The 16,533-nt window shown below is 39.3% G+C and carries 19 protein-coding genes; 12 read left to right on the plus strand and 7 right to left on the minus strand.

Annotated features, from left to right (window positions below; genetic code table 11):
* The first annotated feature begins 25 nt into the window (after nt 1-25).
* Nucleotides 26-1,033 (plus strand): 6-phosphofructokinase, encoded by a 1,008-nt coding sequence (pfkA, locus tag HT711_RS09540; RefSeq protein WP_000820871.1) that lies wholly within the window; start codon nt 26-28, stop codon nt 1,031-1,033.
* A 58-nt stretch (nt 1,034-1,091) separates the two neighbouring features.
* The gene (pyk, locus tag HT711_RS09545) at nt 1,092-2,597 is read left to right on the plus strand and encodes a pyruvate kinase (protein ID WP_050224194.1); all 1,506 of its coding nucleotides are present in this window, start codon (nt 1,092-1,094) and stop codon (nt 2,595-2,597) included.
* Between the two features lie 30 nt (nt 2,598-2,627).
* Here the strand turns inward: pyk and HT711_RS11355 are convergent, their stop codons facing one another.
* Both HT711_RS11355 and HT711_RS09550 read right to left on the minus strand, forming a co-directional pair.
* Nucleotides 2,628-2,885 carry a hypothetical protein gene (locus HT711_RS11355; RefSeq protein ID WP_240149002.1) on the minus strand — a complete coding sequence of 86 codons (258 nt, stop codon included), beginning with the start codon at nt 2,883-2,885 and terminating at the stop codon, nt 2,628-2,630.
* Nucleotides 2,886-3,385: 500 nt separating this feature from the next.
* Entirely contained in the window at nt 3,386-3,592 is a 207-nt protein-coding gene (locus HT711_RS09550) for a S24 family peptidase (protein WP_173212270.1), read from the minus strand.
* A 763-nt stretch (nt 3,593-4,355) separates the two neighbouring features.
* Between HT711_RS09550 and HT711_RS09555 the strand changes: the two genes are divergently transcribed.
* From HT711_RS09555 to HT711_RS09565, 3 genes are all read left to right on the plus strand, one after another.
* Entirely contained in the window at nt 4,356-5,228 is an 873-nt protein-coding gene (locus HT711_RS09555; protein ID WP_112443568.1) for a DUF4300 family protein, read from the plus strand.
* 12 nt (nt 5,229-5,240) lie between these two features.
* Nucleotides 5,241-5,420 carry a hypothetical protein gene (locus HT711_RS09560; protein WP_112443569.1) on the plus strand — a complete coding sequence of 60 codons (180 nt, stop codon included), beginning with the start codon at nt 5,241-5,243 and terminating at the stop codon, nt 5,418-5,420.
* A gap of 112 nt (nt 5,421-5,532) precedes the next feature.
* Nucleotides 5,533-5,844, plus strand: coding sequence for a hypothetical protein (locus HT711_RS09565; RefSeq protein ID WP_112443570.1), 312 nt, complete (start codon nt 5,533-5,535; stop codon nt 5,842-5,844).
* Between the two features lie 153 nt (nt 5,845-5,997).
* Here the strand turns inward: HT711_RS09565 and HT711_RS09570 are convergent, their stop codons facing one another.
* The 3 genes from HT711_RS09570 to HT711_RS11450 are packed head-to-tail and all read right to left on the minus strand — an operon-like array spanning nt 5,998 to nt 7,847.
* Nucleotides 5,998-6,813: a TIGR03943 family protein gene (locus HT711_RS09570; protein WP_112443571.1), complete on the minus strand. Its 816-nt coding sequence runs from the start codon at nt 6,811-6,813 to the stop codon at nt 5,998-6,000.
* Entirely contained in the window at nt 6,810-7,715 is a 906-nt protein-coding gene (locus tag HT711_RS09575; RefSeq protein WP_173233872.1) for a permease, read from the minus strand. The genes HT711_RS09570 and HT711_RS09575 overlap by 4 nt, the downstream gene beginning before the upstream one ends.
* Nucleotides 7,716-7,847: an SPJ_0845 family protein gene (locus HT711_RS11450; RefSeq protein WP_000268685.1), complete on the minus strand. Its 132-nt coding sequence runs from the start codon at nt 7,845-7,847 to the stop codon at nt 7,716-7,718.
* A 155-nt stretch (nt 7,848-8,002) separates the two neighbouring features.
* On the opposite strand from HT711_RS11450, the gene HT711_RS09580 reads away from it, so the two are divergent.
* The 4 genes from HT711_RS09580 (at nt 8,003) to HT711_RS09595 (ending at nt 11,757) form a co-directional block, all read left to right on the plus strand.
* Nucleotides 8,003-8,383 carry a PBECR2 nuclease fold domain-containing protein gene (locus HT711_RS09580; protein ID WP_164225984.1) on the plus strand — a complete coding sequence of 127 codons (381 nt, stop codon included), beginning with the start codon at nt 8,003-8,005 and terminating at the stop codon, nt 8,381-8,383.
* A 477-nt stretch (nt 8,384-8,860) separates the two neighbouring features.
* Nucleotides 8,861-10,990: a Tex family protein gene (locus HT711_RS09585; protein ID WP_173233874.1), complete on the plus strand. Its 2,130-nt coding sequence runs from the start codon at nt 8,861-8,863 to the stop codon at nt 10,988-10,990.
* Nucleotides 10,977-11,426, plus strand: coding sequence for a SprT family protein (locus HT711_RS09590; RefSeq protein WP_173234123.1), 450 nt, complete (start codon nt 10,977-10,979; stop codon nt 11,424-11,426). The genes HT711_RS09585 and HT711_RS09590 overlap by 14 nt, the downstream gene beginning before the upstream one ends.
* Before the next feature lie 58 nt (nt 11,427-11,484).
* Nucleotides 11,485-11,757: a PspC domain-containing protein gene (locus HT711_RS09595; protein WP_173250080.1), complete on the plus strand. Its 273-nt coding sequence runs from the start codon at nt 11,485-11,487 to the stop codon at nt 11,755-11,757.
* Nucleotides 11,758-11,899: 142 nt separating this feature from the next.
* On the opposite strand, the gene HT711_RS11490 is transcribed toward HT711_RS09595, so the two are convergent.
* Complete coding sequence (locus HT711_RS11490) at nt 11,900-12,085, minus strand: hypothetical protein (RefSeq protein ID WP_262080031.1); 186 nt, start codon at nt 12,083-12,085, stop codon at nt 11,900-11,902.
* 433 nt (nt 12,086-12,518) lie between these two features.
* Here HT711_RS11490 and HT711_RS09600 point away from each other — a divergent pair, with 433 nt between their 5' ends.
* Genes HT711_RS09600 through HT711_RS11360 form a run of 3 tightly spaced genes read left to right on the plus strand, consistent with a single transcriptional unit; the run spans nt 12,519 to nt 15,521 of the window.
* Nucleotides 12,519-13,277, plus strand: coding sequence for an ABC transporter ATP-binding protein (locus tag HT711_RS09600; RefSeq protein WP_173250082.1), 759 nt, complete (start codon nt 12,519-12,521; stop codon nt 13,275-13,277).
* A gap of 1 nt (nt 13,278) precedes the next feature.
* Nucleotides 13,279-15,267, plus strand: coding sequence for an ABC transporter permease (locus HT711_RS09605; protein ID WP_173250084.1), 1,989 nt, complete (start codon nt 13,279-13,281; stop codon nt 15,265-15,267).
* Between the two features lie 50 nt (nt 15,268-15,317).
* The gene (locus HT711_RS11360) at nt 15,318-15,521 is read left to right on the plus strand and encodes a hypothetical protein (RefSeq protein ID WP_240149003.1); all 204 of its coding nucleotides are present in this window, start codon (nt 15,318-15,320) and stop codon (nt 15,519-15,521) included.
* A 28-nt stretch (nt 15,522-15,549) separates the two neighbouring features.
* Here HT711_RS11360 and HT711_RS09610 read toward each other — a convergent pair whose 3' ends face one another.
* Nucleotides 15,550-16,245: a VIT family protein gene (locus HT711_RS09610; protein WP_173233877.1), complete on the minus strand. Its 696-nt coding sequence runs from the start codon at nt 16,243-16,245 to the stop codon at nt 15,550-15,552.
* Between the last annotated feature and the right edge of the window lie 288 nt (nt 16,246-16,533).

Raw genomic sequence — 16,533 nt, forward strand, 5'->3', positions numbered from 1 at the left:
AAAAGAAAAAGGAGCATAAACCAATATGAAACGTATTGCTGTTTTGACTAGTGGTGGAGACGCCCCTGGTATGAACGCTGCTATCCGTGCAGTTGTTCGTCAAGCAATTTCAGAAGGAATGGAAGTGTTTGGTATCTATGACGGATATGCTGGTATGGTTGCCGGTGAAATTCATCCCTTAAATGCGGCTTCAGTAGGAAACATCATTTCTCGTGGTGGTACTTTCCTTCACTCAGCTCGTTACCCAGAGTTCGCTCAACTTGAAGGGCAACTTAAAGGGATTGAGCAATTGAAAAAACACGGCATTGAAGGTGTAGTTGTTATCGGTGGTGACGGATCTTACCACGGTGCTATGCGTTTGACTGAGCATGGTTTCCCAGCTATCGGTCTTCCAGGTACAATTGATAACGATATCGTTGGTACTGACTTCACAATCGGTTTTGACACAGCGGTTACTACTGCTATGGACGCTATCGATAAGATTCGTGATACATCATTAAGTCACCGTCGTACTTTTGTCATCGAAGTTATGGGGCGTAACGCTGGTGATATCGCTCTTTGGGCGGGTATCGCAACTGGTGCTGATGAAATCATCATCCCTGAAGAAGACTTTAAGATTGAAGATATCGTAGCAAGCATCAAAGCGGGCTATGAATGTGGTAAAAGACACAATATCATTGTTTTGGCAGAGGGTGTGATGTCAGCAGATGAATTTGCTCAAAAACTAAAAGAAGCTGGAGATACGACCGATCTTCGTGTGACAGAACTTGGACATATTCAACGTGGTGGTTCTCCAACTGCGCGTGACCGTGTATTGGCGTCACGTATGGGTGCCCATGCCGTTAAACTTCTTAAAAAGGGTATCGGTGGTGTTGCGGTAGGTATTCGTAACGAAAAAATGGTTGAAAACCCAATTCTTGGTACTGCAGAAGAAGGAGCATTATTTAGTTTGGCAGCAGACGGTAAGATTATTGTAAATAATCCACACAAAGCTGATCTTGACCTGTCACAATTGAACAATTGCTTGTCATAATTCATAATTTAGTTAATAAGACCAAAAGGTCATATATATAAAGGAGTCACAAAAAATCATGAACAAACGTGTAAAAATCGTTGCAACTTTGGGTCCTGCGGTAGAAATCCGTGGTGGTAAAAAATTCGGTGATGACGGATACTGGGGTGAAAAACTTGATGTTGAAGCTTCAGCTAAAAACATTGCTAAATTGATTGAAGCTGGTGCTAACACATTCCGTTTCAACTTCTCACACGGTGACCACCAAGAACAAGGTGAGCGTATGGCAACTGTTAAACTTGCTGAAAAACTTGCAGGTAAAAAAGTTGGTTTCCTTCTTGATACAAAAGGACCTGAAATCCGTACAGAATTGTTCGAAGGTGAAGCTAAAGAGTATTCATACAAAACTGGTGAGAAAATCCGTGTTGCAACTAAACAAGGAATCAAATCAACTCGTGAAGTGATTGCATTAAACGTTGCTGGTGCTCTTGATATCTATGATGATGTTGAAGTTGGTCGTCAAGTGTTGGTTGACGATGGTAAACTTGGTCTTCGTGTGGTTGCTAAAGATGACGCAACTCGTGAGTTTGAAGTTGAAGTTGAAAATGATGGCGTAATTGCTAAACAAAAAGGTGTGAACATCCCTAACACTAAAATTCCTTTCCCAGCTCTTGCTGAACGCGATAACGACGATATCCGTTTCGGTCTTGAACAAGGTATCAACTTCATCGCGATTTCATTCGTACGTACTGCAAAAGACGTGAACGAAGTTCGTGCAATCTGTGAAGAAACTGGAAACGGACATGTTCAATTGTTCGCTAAAATCGAAAACCAACAAGGTATCGATAACTTGGATGAAATCATCGAAGCAGCTGATGGTATCATGATTGCTCGTGGTGATATGGGTATCGAAGTACCGTTCGAAATGGTTCCAGTTTACCAAAAAATGATTATCAAGAAAGTCAATGCTGCAGGTAAAGTTGTTATCACTGCAACAAACATGCTTGAAACAATGACTGAAAAACCACGTGCAACTCGTTCAGAAGTATCAGACGTATTCAACGCTGTTATCGACGGAACTGACGCTACAATGCTATCAGGTGAGTCTGCAAACGGTAAATACCCACTCGAGTCAGTAACTACAATGGCTACAATCGACAAGAACGCTCAAACTCTTCTTAATGAATACGGACGTTTGGATTCAGATTCATTTGAGCGTAACTCTAAGACAGAAGTAATGGCTTCTGCTGTTAAAGATGCGACTAACTCAATGGACATTAAATTGGTTGTAACTCTTACTAAGACAGGTCACACTGCACGTTTGATCTCTAAATACCGTCCAAATGCTGACATCTTGGCATTGACATTTGATGAATTGACAGAACGTGGCTTGATGTTGAACTGGGGTGTTATCCCAATGTTGACAGATGCTCCATCATCAACTGACGATATGTTCGAAATCGCTGAACGTAAAGCGGTAGAAGCAGGTCTCGTTGAGTCAGGCGATGATATCGTTATCGTTGCTGGTGTACCAGTAGGAGAAGCTGTTCGCACAAACACAATGCGTATCCGCACAGTACGTTAAGAAAAATATAAAAACCTATCATATCCAGCTTTAGAGCTTGTGTGATAGGCTTTTTTTGTATAGAGGGTAAGAAAGAGGCAAAACTTTCATAATGGATTGATACTCTTCGAAAATCTCTTCAAACCACGTCAGCGTCGCCTTACCGTATATATGGTTACTGACTTCGTCAGTTTTATCTGCAACCTCAAAGCAGTGTTTTGAGCTGACTTCGTCAGTTCTATCTGCAACCTCAAAGCAGTGCTTTGAGCAACCTGCGGCTAGCTTCCTAGTTTGCTCTTTGATTTTCATTGAGTATGAAATAAGATATGCACAAAGTGCTTAGGAAATTCAAATGAATTTCTACAAATATTTTAGCAATCGGAATCTACTTGTCTAGATTCGATCTGATATATTTTCGATTTAATGATATGGTATTTAAAACCTCCAAAGCAGCTTGCTCCATTCTTTTACTTACGTGAGTGTAGATGTTATTTATTGTTTTAGCGTCTTTGTGTTCCACTCTAACCATTATAGCATTCTTCTCAGCTAGTGTACTAAGGAGTGTGTGCCTGAAAATATGGGAACTAAGGGGCTGATTTATCGGTTTCGCTAGTTTAGTATTTGCCTTTTGCAAAGTGATCTTAAATCCCTTTCTCTAAATTGACATATCACTAGTGTTTAACAAAATCTAATCTGCTTTAGGTCACTTATTCTTTTTTTGAAATGTAGAATGAACTTTTTCAAAGTTTTTCGAATCCTTTAAAATCTGTTTGTTTTATATCGCCATTCTCCCCCTTTTTTAATTCTCCCTATACAGCCTGGCAATTTTTCCGATGGTACGAATATGGTTGCTTTCGTTTAGGTGGATGTCGGGATTGAGTTTTTTTGAGGTAGCCTTGGCGGAGTTTCTTGACATAGTTAGCGCCGTCTACTTGGAAGATGCCGATGGTATTATAGTCAATCTGTGGGGGATTCTTGATAAATAGGTAGTCGCCGTTTCTTATCTTTGGCTCCATGGCCCTGCTGACGACATAAGCGATTGCGTCTTAGTCGTCTGGGATTTCATCCTCATAGAATGGGAATTCCATATCTAAATCGTCGTCCTGCATCAAGCGGCTACCTGCAGAGATAAACTACCTAAAACGAGAGTAAGTAGTCTGTCTGTAGTCGTCCAGTCTGATGATTTTTACGATACTTCGTTTATCTTCGTTTTTCTGCTCATACAGTTGCCTCTCGGCATAGGTCAGGATTTTACCTTGTCTGGATGGTGTCCGTTGGTCGTAGATAGATTGGATATCGCTAGGAGAATCCTTTTGAACTGGAGGAAAGAGGCATCAATCAAGCTACTGAATACTTTAGCTAAGTCAAATATAGTATTTTTCTTAGTAGTCCTAACCCTTTTTTCATAATTTCCAATGGTGTTTTTACTTATACCTATCTTAGTACCCAATTTTTATTGAGTCCAACCATTTACTAGTCTATATTGTTTTATTTTTAGACTGTAACAATCGCAATCTCTTCTTTATCCACAAATGAAATCGCTTTCTATTTTTATAAGTAAAGCATAACACGAAATCCACGAAAATGAAAACTTTGTTGTGTTTTCGTAAAAAATTTGTTGACAGAGCACGAAACGCCTACTATAATTAAATCAAGCTTAAGGAAATAACAAAAAAACAAATCAGAGGGAAAGACGATGAACACACTAAATGAGAAAGTAATCAATATTTGTAAAGCAGTAGTTAAAGAAACTTTAATCCAAGACATTTAGGAGAAAAGATGAAGAAATCAAGAAAATTAGCCACATTAGGACTCTGTTCAGCCTTGTTTTTAGGCTTGGCAGCTTGTCAACAAGATGCTACAATTTCGAATGGGACGAGTCAAAGGCAAAGTAGTTCAACGAAAGTGCCATGGAAAGCTTCATACACCAACCTAAACACCCAGGTAAGTACAGAAGAGGTCAAATCTGTCTTATCAGCTCACTTGGATCCAAATAGTGTTGATGCCTTTTTTAATCTTGTAAATGATTATAATACCATTGTTGGCTCAACTGGTTTATCAGGAGATTTCACTTCCTTTACTCACACCGAATACGATCTTGAGAAAATTAGCCATCTTTGGAATCAAAAGAAGGGCGATTTCGTTGGGACCAACTGCCGTATCAATAGTTATTGTCTTTTGAAAAATTCAGTCACCATTCCAAAGCTTGAAAAGAATGACCAATTGCTTTCCCTAGATAATGATGCGATTGATAAGGGAAAGGTCTTTGATTCACAAGATAAGGAAGAGTTTGATATTCTATTTTCGAGAGTTCCAACTGAGGCAACTACAGATGTCAAGGTTCACGCTGAAAAGATGGAAACATTCTTCTCCCAATTTCAATTCAACGACAAAGCTCGAATGCTGTCTGTAGTTTTGCACGATAATCTGGATGGCGAGTATCTGTTTATTGGACACGTTGGCGTCTTAGTACCTGCTGATGACGGTTTCTTATTTGTAGAGAAATTGACTTTCGAAGAGCCCTACCAAGCGATTAAATTTGCCAGCAAGGAAGATTGTTACAAGTATTTAGGCACCAAGTATGCGGACTATACAGGCGAGGGACTGGCTAAGCCTTTTATCATGGATAATGATAAGTGGGTTAAACTTTAATGGTGGTATGATATGACAGTAATCCTAGAACTTTTATTTCTATTTTTGATGAGTTGGTGGGTTATTTCAATCGTTAATAGCCAGAAACCACGAAAAAATGAAACATTTATTGGTTATATCCAAAGATACGATATTGATGGGAATGGCTATCAATCAGAAGTATGGGAAGTGACTGAGGAGGAAGATTTATAATTAAAGAACAGAATCTTCTTTACAGTATTTCACCTATTTCCAAACAGTCCATTTGTAGTTTTATCCAGATTGGTATATAATTTAACTTAGAGAAAATAGGAGGACTAATCAGATGGAATTAAAAGATTTTACAGAAAAAGAACAGGAAATGATAAAGAATGGGCTGACGACGTCTAAGATTAGTGACAAGGAAACTGCTGAGAAGATTCTTGCGCTTGTCCCACAAGACTTGATTAAGCGAATCCCGTTTTTCGTCAGAAAACATGCGACGACACGTACTATTAAACGCATTTCAATCGAACACCCTGAGCTTTACGCTACAGCTCAAACAAGTGGTGAAATCCCAGAAAAAGAACGAGAAGAACTACGTCAGATTATCACGACGATCTTTGAACAAAAGATGAATAAGCATAGTATTAAGTAGAGAATGAAAATGTATTTGATTTGTGAATTGTTAACTAGTTATATATCATTTTAAAAATCGCAATTTATATTCTACTATACAATACTCAACAAAAACGAACAGGCTCTTTTCTGTTATTCAGAAGAGAACTTGTTCGTTTTTATCTTATTTTCCTTAAAAAGCTCGATACACATAGGGGTTTTCTGGTTTATCGACTTTGGTAAAGCTTTCGATTTCCAAGGTTGGAAGGTTTTGTTTGAGTTCTTTATGGTAGTGATTGACCAGTTTTCCCTTGGCTGTTATCCAAGTATTATTTTCATATTGACGGGTATTTCCCTTGGTCAGTAAGCCATAGACACCTGAATCCGCGATACAGTGGATAATGCCGAAGCGGAACAGAAATTGGCTATTGGCATGACTGGGGTCGTTATAGACAAAGCCTGTAAACTGGATTGTCTTGCCCTCAAACTCATCTGGATAGTCGTAGATAGCTTCCATGACTTCCATATAGTTTTCGTTAGTAATGTTAATGCTATCTTGGGACAAGTATTTATCCGCCGCCGTTCGCATTTCCTTTTCATAGGCTGATTTTGAAAAATAAGAACTGGTATCTGGTTTCAAATATTGACTTGTCGTCCCTTCGCTTGTCTGAATGGCCAGATCCGTTCCTTCCGATAGGGGGAAATGATAGCCTTTTGCTGAAACGGTCTGAGAATCCAAGCTAACAGTTGGAAAAGTTAAGCCGATGACAAGTGGAATAGCCAGAAGAGAAATACTCGTCATCTTGGCTAATCGGCTATTCAGATGACTGTGGGTTTTGACTTGCTTCATCCAGATATACAATTGAACAATAGCCAAGATAAAGGAAAGGACCATGGAAATATAGGCAAGATAGGAATAGTGCATGTTGATGTACTGGTTTAATTTGCCCGACAGATGGAGATAAATAGTCAGTTCAAAATAGCCAGCTAAAACTAAAAATCGAATCATAGGATGACTCCAATCAAGAGAGAATACACTAAGACGACAAGAGTCACAATCATAATGAAGTGACTGATAAATCGTGCTTTCAAGTAATTTTTCATCATGAGAATATTTTTAATATCCAGCATTGGGCCAATAACGAGAAAGGCTAGAACCGGTGCCAATCCGAAACTCGAGAGAAGAGAAGTCCCGATAAAGGCATCCGCCTCACTACAGAGCGAAAGAAGAAAGGCCAAAAGCATCAAGAGCAGGATGGCAAAAAGAGGAGTCGCACTGATAGAGGTCAGAATTCGAGTCGGAACGTAGACCTGTGTCACAGAAGCAAAGAGACAGCCGAATACCAAATAACGTCCCGTATCAAAAAATTCATCAATTGCTTGCACAAAAACCTGAAAAACTTTTTTTGCAGGACTCAAATGAGAAAAATCGTGCTCATGACAGGCCAAACGATTTTCTTTCTGAATCGGTTCTTGCCAGAAGAATCCTAGAAAAATCCCAAGTATCACAGCCACTACAATGGAACCTAGAGCTCGTAACAGAGCGACATGGAAGGAGTTCCCAAAGGCAGAATAGGTCGCAAAGAGAACAATAGGATTGATGACAGGTGCTGTCACAAGAAAGGGAACGACCGTGTAACTGGGAACCTTTTTTTCCAGAAAACGATTGATAATGGGGACGATTCCACATTCACAAGAAGGGAAAAGTATCCCAACGAAGGTCCCAAAAAAGATTCTCCCCCAACGATTTCGAGGGAGAAAATGATAAACCTTGTCAGGTGTGATATAGACCTCAATCAGCCCTGAGACAATACTTCCTATCAGAACGAAGGGTAGGGCTTCAATGATTATAGAGAGAAAAATAGCCCCAGTCTGAAGCACACTAGATGGGAGTTGTTGGAAAGCAGTCATCTAGTTTTTCTTTTCTGCTTTGGCTTTTTTCTCTTTGTCATCAGGGAAAGTGACTTGTTTCAAATCTGGGAGTTTAGCAAACTCTTCAAACATCTTGTCCAAGTCGTCTCGTTTTGTAAATTTTACAGCCATAGGTGTACCTCGATTCTAAATTCTACCTCTATTATACTATTATTTTGAGGAAAAGGGAAAAGTTAAAATTGAGTATCTAACGAATAATAGAGCTTGATATATCCTGATATACACTATGATTGTGATATAATAGTTGTGGAATAACGGAGGAAATGATGGAACATGAAAAGATCGGTCAGGTTACTGACGAAGTAAAAGAAATTTTTAATATTGTTCTTGAAGCCAGTGATATCAAGGTTAACAAAGAAGGTTTAAGAAGCCATATGTTGAAACGTCATCACAATGATGTGATTCGTCATATCGAAGATCTGGAACTGATACTAAGTAATCCAGATTTCGTTGGGGTCAATCCACGAGAGAAAGATGCTAGTTTTGAATATGTAAAAAGATTTGATGATAATGTTCTTGTTGCGATTAAGTTACATAAAAGTGGTGATTTCTTTTATGTTCCGACCATGTATCGCTTACAAGATTTCAAGTTACAAACTCGTATTAAGTCTGGTAGATTGAGAAAGCTTGACAAAAAAAGTAGATAGTGCTAGAATAACATTAACGAAAGACATTTGAGGGCAGAAAGGTTCCTGCCGCACCTTGAAAAAGGTATCTGAGATGCTGGGTACACCGACCAGCCAAGTGTCCGTTATATCAAAGGAGGAGCTTAAATGCTCCTTTTTTGTTTAAAAAATTCAAAATAGATTACACTCACCGCAGGCTCAGGCTTGCGATTTTTTTATTTCTCAAAAACACGCATTTTAAACGATTAGAAACAGAAATTACAATCCTATTGTTCAAAAAAGCGTTTTCTTGAAGAATAGAGAGGGAGAATAGTGGCGCATTATTGTCAAAAATAAAAACAGTGAAATTAATCACGAATCCTTTTGTAAACTATTAGAATTAAATTGCAACCTTCTCAATGAATAGAATATTGAAATGAAGTAAATTTATTTCCCAACTTATGTTTTAAAATTGTAAGAGATAATTTGAATAATATTAGCTTGTGGTATAATAGATTCATGGATAAAAAATATGAAAAAATCTCCCAGGATTTGGGAGTGACGTTAAAGCAAATCGATACCGTTCTAAGTTTGACAGCTGAAGGGGCGACTATTCCCTTTATCGCGCGTTATCGCAAGGATATGACTGGTAGTCTGGATGAGGTGGCGATTAAGGCTATTATTGACCTAGATAAAAGTCTGACTAACCTCAACGACCGTAAGGAAGCTGTCTTGGCTAAGATTCAAGAAAAAGGCAAGCTGACCAAGGAATTGGAAGAAGCTATCTTAGCTGCCGAAAAATTAGCAGATGTAGAAGAACTTTACCTACCCTTTAAAGAAAAACGTCGGACCAAGGCAACTATTGCCCGTGAAGCCGGACTCTTCCCACTTGCTCGCTTGATTTTGCAAAATGTAGCTGACTTAGAGAAAGAGGCTGAAAAGTTTGTCTGTGAAGGATTTGCGACAGGGAAGGAAGCCTTGGCTGGTGCAGTTGATATCTTAGTCGAAGCCTTATCGGAAGACGTGACACTGCGCGCCATGACTTATCAGGAGGTATTGAGACACTCTAAACTTACTTCTCAAGTCAAGGATGAAAGTCTTGATGAAAAGCAGGTTTTTCAGATTTATTATGATTTTTCTGAGACAGTTGGAAATATGCAGGGTTATCGTACCTTAGCCCTCAATCGTGGGGAGAAGCTAGGTGTCTTGAAGGTCGGTTTTGAACATGCAACGGACCGTATCCTTGCCTTCTTTGCTGCTCGTTTCAAGGTAAAAAATGCCTATATAGATGAAGTTGTTCAACAGTCAGTTAAGAAAAAAGTCTTACCTGCTATTGAGCGACGCATTCGGACAGAATTAACTGAGAAAGCAGAAGAAGGAGCTATCCAACTCTTTTCTGACAACCTGCGCAATCTCCTCTTGGTTGCTCCATTGAAAGGGCGCGTGGTTCTAGGATTTGACCCTGCCTTTCGTACAGGTGCCAAGCTAGCTGTCGTGGATGCAACAGGGAAAATGCTGACAACTCAGGTCATTTATCCTGTCAAACCAGCGTCAGCTCGTCAAATCGAAGAAGCCAAGAAAGATCTGGCAGATTTGATTGGTCAATACAGTGTAGAAATTATTGCCATAGGAAATGGGACGGCCAGTCGTGAAAGTGAAGCCTTTGTGGCGGAAGTTCTGAAAGATTTTCCTGAGGTTAGTTATGTCATCGTAAACGAAAGTGGTGCTTCGGTCTACTCTGCCAGCGAACTTGCTCGTCAGGAGTTCCCAGACTTGACCGTTGAAAAACGCTCTGCTATTTCTATCGCCCGTCGTTTGCAGGACCCCCTTGCTGAATTGGTCAAAATCGATCCTAAGTCAATCGGTGTCGGTCAATACCAGCATGATGTCAGTCAGAAGAAACTATCTGAGAGTCTGGACTTTGTTGTCGATACAGTGGTAAACCAAGTCGGTGTCAATGTCAATACGGCCAGTCCAGCTCTTCTTTCACACGTAGCTGGACTCAATAAAACCATTTCTGAAAATATTGTCAAATACCGTGAGGAAGAAGGAAAAATCACTTCACGCGCTCAAATCAAGAAAGTTCCGCGTCTGGGGGCCAAGGCTTTTGAACAGGCAGCTGGTTTCCTTCGTATCCCTGAAAGTAGCAATATCCTTGATAATACAGGAGTTCACCCAGAAAACTATTCTGCTGTTAAGGAACTCTTTAAACGTTTAGATATTAAAGACCTAAACGAGGAAGCCCAAAGCAAACTCAAGTCGCTTTCAGTCAAAGATATGGCGGTAGAGCTAGACCTTGGTCCAGAAACCCTTAAAGATATCATTGCAGATCTTCTCAAACCAGGTCGAGATTTCCGTGATTCCTTTGATGCACCTGTACTTCGCCAAGATGTCCTAGATATCAAAGACTTAGTGGTCGGACAGAAGCTGGAAGGTGTGGTGCGTAACGTCGTTGACTTTGGTGCCTTCGTTGACATTGGGATTCATGAGGACGGCCTGATTCATATTTCACATATGAGTCGTAAATTTATCAAACATCCTAGCCAAGTGGTATCCGTTGGTGATTTGGTGACCGTTTGGGTCAAGAAAATCGATACTGAACGTGAAAAAGTCAATCTGTCGCTCCTCGCTCCAAATGAAACTGACTGATTACGTCAAGCAGGTTTCACTAGAAGACTTCGGCAGACCTTTTATCCATCATGTCCAGTGGAATTCTCGTCTACGTTCGACAGGTGGGCGATTTTTCCCCAAAGATGGGCATTTGGATTTCAACCCAAAGGTTTATCAGGAACTGGGTCTGGATGTTTTTAGGAAAATTGTTCGACATGAACTCTGTCATTATCATCTCTATTTTCAAGGGAAGGGCTATCAACACAAGGATCGGGATTTTAAGGACCTTTTGAAAGCAGTGGATGGATTACGCTTTGTGCCCTCCTTGACAAATAGCCACTCTAAACCACTCAAGCTTTATCGTTGTCAATCCTGCCAACAAAGGTATCTGCGCAAGCGTAGGATTGATACCAAACGCTATCGCTGTGGACTTTGTCGAGGTAAATTGCTACTAATAAATCAGCCTGAGGACTGATGAAAGCCGAGCCTACCCGTGATATACTATGTCTAACCTAGCAGAAAGAGGAAATATCATGAACAGTAAATTTTATAAAATGAGACGAAATCGCATGATTTCAGGAGTTTTAGCAGGTCTGTCAGACAAGTGGAACTTTGATGTTACCCTTGTACGTTTTCTGTTTGCCATTTTTACAGTCGCAAACTTTGGACTTGGGGTGATTATCTATATCATCCTAGCTTCTATCATGCCAACCAAGGAAGAAATCGAAGCAGAAATGTACGGAACAGGCCCACGTAAACGCAAAGAAGCTCAAGCCATTGACGATAATGAAGGCTGGTTTCGGTGAGGTTTTACAAAAGATTTGGAATACGCAAAAAGCTTTAAATCAATAGTCTAAACTGCTTGATTTAAAGCTTTTTTACTTTTAATAATATTTTTCCAGCTTCATCTACAAACTAAAAGCATTCTTTTGAACTCATGTTTCTAATCTATTTTTCATGCTGAGACAATACATTTTTTGCAAAATGATGGATGCTGATAACAACTGATAACCAGCAAATAACATAAGCAGTTCCTGTAAATTCTGTACCGATAAAGTATGTTTTTTCAACTAAGAGCTGACCGATGAATGGAGAGAGCAGATAGAGAAGTCCGATGAGTATATGTTTTTTTATGTTTCATTAAAGCGCACCTTCTTTCCTTATAGATAGTACGATTTGAAAGTGTTCAATTTAATGGTATGTTATCTAGGTAAGCTTACTCAAATGTTAGTTCCCGCTTCCTCCTTTCCAAGGTAAGCCTTTTCACACGTATATTTTACAATTTTAAAAATAGGAAATCAAATCATTTTCTAAGTAATTTTGCTTACATTTCCCCCAATCTTACAAAAATGTAAGATTAAAGTCTCTTTTGTAAGGTTAGGTTATGGCAAGCGGTCTTTTTTTGATGTAAACTAGACTCATAAAGAAAAAGGAGTAACATCATGAAACAAATCTTACAGAAGAAAACAAGAAAACCAAGTCACAAAGATATCGAGCGTGTTCAGCTGGGATGCGCTATGATGCAAGCAACATTTCATTTGATGGGATATTAAGAAAGGAGATTCTCATGACACTTTTAGATGTAAAACACGTTCAAAAAATTTATAAAACTCGTTTTCAGGGCAACCAAGTAGAAGCCCTCAAGGATATTCACTTTACCGTGGAGAAAGGTGACTACGTTGCCATTATGGGTGAGTCTGGTTCTGGTAAATCAACTCTTCTCAATATCTTAGCTATGCTGGACAAACCAAGTCGTGGACAAGTTTACCTGAACGGAACAGATACAGCAACCATTAAAAATTCACAGGCTTCTAGCTTCCGTCGTGAAAAGTTGGGCTTTGTCTTCCAAGACTTTAACTTGCTAGATACTCTGTCTGTTAAAGACAATATCTTGCTTCCGCTTGTCTTGTCAAGAAGACCTATTACGGAGATGATGAAGAAATTGGTGGTGACAGCTGAGAATCTAGGCATCAACCAATTGCAAGAGAAGTACCCTTACGAGATTTCAGGTGGGCAAAAACAGCGTGTAGCAGTAGCACGTGCCATCATCACAGAACCTGAAATTCTCCTTGCGGATGAGCCAACAGGAGCCCTTGACTCCAAGTCATCTGCAGCCTTACTTGATGTTTTTGATGAAATCAATGTGCGCGGCCAAACCATTCTCATGGTAACCCACTCAACAGCAGCAGCTAGCAGAGCTAAACGTGTACTCTTTATCAAAGACGGCATTCTTTACAACCAAATCTACCGCGGAGAGAAAACAGAACGTCAGATGTTCCAAGAAATCTCTGATACCTTGACTGTCATGGCAAGCGAGGTGAATTAGTATGTTTCGATTAACCAATAAGTTAGCGGTATCGAACTTGATTAAAAACCGCAAACTCTACTATCCTTTTGCGCTGGCTGTTCTCTTGGCAGTCACTGTCACCTATCTCTTTTACTCTCTAACCTTTAATCCTAAGATTGCGGAAATCCGTGGAGGAACAACCATTCAGGCTACTCTAGGATTTGGTATGTTTGTCGTCACCCTTGCGTCAGCCATTATCGTCCTCTATGCCAATAGTTTTGTTATGAAAAACCGTTCCAAGGAACTGGGAATTTATGGCATGTTGGGATTGGAGAAACGTCATCTGATCAGTATGACCTTTAAGGAGTTGGTGGTATTTGGGATTCTAACTGTTGGAGCAGGTATCGGTATTGGAGCCTTGTTTGACAAGTTGATTTTTGCTTTCCTACTCAAACTGATGAAATTGAAGGTTGAGCTGGTCGCTACCTTCCAGATGAAAGTTGTCATTACAGTACTTGTTGTCTTTGGTTTGATTTTCCTAGGTCTCATGTTCCTGAATGCCCTTCGAATTGCTCGTATGAATGCCCTCCAGCTTTCTCGTGAGAAAGCTAGCGGAGAGAAAAAAGGTCGTTTCCTTCCTCTCCAAACGATTCTCGGTTCCATTAGTTTAGGGATTGGCTATTATCTTGCCCTTACGGTAAAAGATCCTCTTACAGCCTTAACAACCTTCTTCCTAGCTGTTTTGCTGGTTATCTTTGGTACTTATCTCTTGTTTAATGCAGGAATTACCGTTTTCCTTCAAATCTTAAAGAAAAATAAGAAATACTATTACCAACCAAATAATCTTATCTCTGTTTCCAACTTGATTTTCCGTATGAAGAAAAATGCAGTTGGACTAGCAACTATCGCTATCTTGTCAACAATGGTTTTGGTAACCATGTCAGCAGCGACAAGCATTTTCAATTCCGCAGAATCCTTTAAAAAAGTTCTAAATCCTCATGATTTTGGGGTTTCAGGACAAAATGTTGAAAAAGAAGATTTGGACAAACTCTTGAGCCAGTTTGCAAGTGACAAAGGTTATAAGATTAAAGAAAAAGAAGTGTTTCGTTACACTTACTTTGGTGTTGTGAACCAAGAAGGAAATAAGTTAACCCTTTTTGAAAAAGGACAAAATCGTGTCCAACCCACAACAGTTTTCATGGTATTTGATCAAAAAGATTATGAAAATATGACTGGTCAAAAACTGTCTCTATCAGGAAATGAGGTCGGACTCTTTGCAAAGAACGAGGGAGTTAAAGAACAAAAAACTCTAATTCTGAATGATCATCAATTTTCTGTAAAAGAAGAATTTACTAAAGATTTTATTGTCAACCATGTTCCAAATCAGTTTAATATTTTGACTGCTGATTACAATTACCTTGTTGTACCTGATTTACAAGCCTTTTTGGATCAATTCCCAGATTCGGCTATATATAATCAGTTTTACGGTGGCATGAATGTAAATGCCAGCGAAGAAGAACAACTCAAGGTCGCTGACGAGTATGATAAATACCTCGATCAATTTAATGCTCAATTAAACACGGAAGGTAGCTATGTTTATGGTAGTAATTTATCAGATGCTAGTGCTCAGATGAGTGCCCTCTTTGGTGGTGTCTTCTTTATCGGTATTTTCCTATCCATTATCTTTATGGTCGGAACTGTTCTGGTCATCTACTACAAACAAATTTCTGAAGGTTATGAAGATCGTGAACGCTTTATTATCTTGCAGAAAGTCGGTTTAGATCAAAAGCAAATCAAGCAAACCATCAACAAACAGGTTTTAACTGTTTTCTTCCTTCCTTTGCTCTTTGCCTTCCTACATCTAGCCTTTGCCTACCATATGCTTAGTCTGATTTTAAAAGTGATTGGTGTAATAGATACGACTATGATGTTGACTGTAACCTTGTCTATCTGCGCTATCTTCCTCATCGCCTATGTGTTGATTTTCATGATTACTTCAAGAAGCTATCGCAAGATTGTGCAAATGTAAAAAAGATACCTCGACTTCAAAATCGAGGTATTTCTTGTATTTTATACTCAATGAAAATCAAAAAGCAAACTAGGAAGCTAGCCGCAGGTTGCTCAAAGCACTGCTTTGAGGTTGCAGATAGAACTGACGAAGTCAGCTCAAAACACCGTTTTGAGGTTGCAGATAGAACTGACGAAGTCAGCTCAAAACACCGTTTTGAGGTTGCAGATAGAACTGACGAAGTCAGTAACATATCTACGGCAAGGCGAAGTTGACGTGGTTTGAAGAGATTTTCGAAGAGTATTAAATGCTGAAAAGTTGTCCTAGCAGAAAGGTAACTCCCATGGTCAAGAGGCCAATAGCTAGGTTCCGAATCATAGCTGTTTTGGTTGGTGCTTTTCCAAGTCTGGCACTAGTGTAACCAGTGAGAAGAAGGGCCACACCGACGATAAGGACAGTAGCAGGGATGCGGTATTCACTTGGGAAAATGGTCACTGACAGCATTGGAGGTAAGCTACCAAGGAAAAAAGAAATAAAGCTAGAGATGGCAGCATGCCAAGGATTTGTAAACTCTTCATACTCAATCCCATATTTTTCCTCTACCAAAGCCTTGAGCGGATTATTTAAAAAGGCTTTGTTGGTGAGGAGTTGGGCTGATGTTTCACACTCACCATTTTGAATATAGGCCGCATAGAGAGATTTTTTAGCTAACTCTATATCTTGGTCTAGCAAGACTTGCTCACGCGCAACGGCCGCTTCCTCGGTATCTTTTTGAGTTGAAACGGATACATATTCTCCACCAGCCATTGAAAAGGCACCAGCTAAGATAGCCGCAAAACCAGATAAAAAGATAATCCAGATATTGCTGGTAGCACTAGCAACCCCGATAACCACACCAGCAATGGAAATAATACCATCATTGGCACCAAGAACACCCGCTCGTAGGATATTTAAACGACCTGCAAAATTTGAATCGATTTCGTGATTTGTTTCTGACATACTATTCTCCTTGTTATCCAGTATAAAGGAAAAATATAGGGAAATCAATCTTTTAAAAGTATCTGAAAAAAGTTGCACGATTTTAATGATATAAAGATGTCGACATCTTCTCTAATAGGTCAAATACCGAAGGTAAAGAGTATAGAATAGCATAAAAAATTTTAAATTAAATACGATAAACATTTTGTTCACTTTATAATCGTTTACAAGAGAATAATTAGTATTAAATCAAATAAAATCCAACTATTTTGCGAACTTTTTTATATTTTTTTCGTAAAACGCTTTACA

Source organism: Streptococcus sp. 1032 (assembly GCF_013277015.1).
Classification (GTDB): Bacteria; Bacillota; Bacilli; order Lactobacillales; family Streptococcaceae; genus Streptococcus.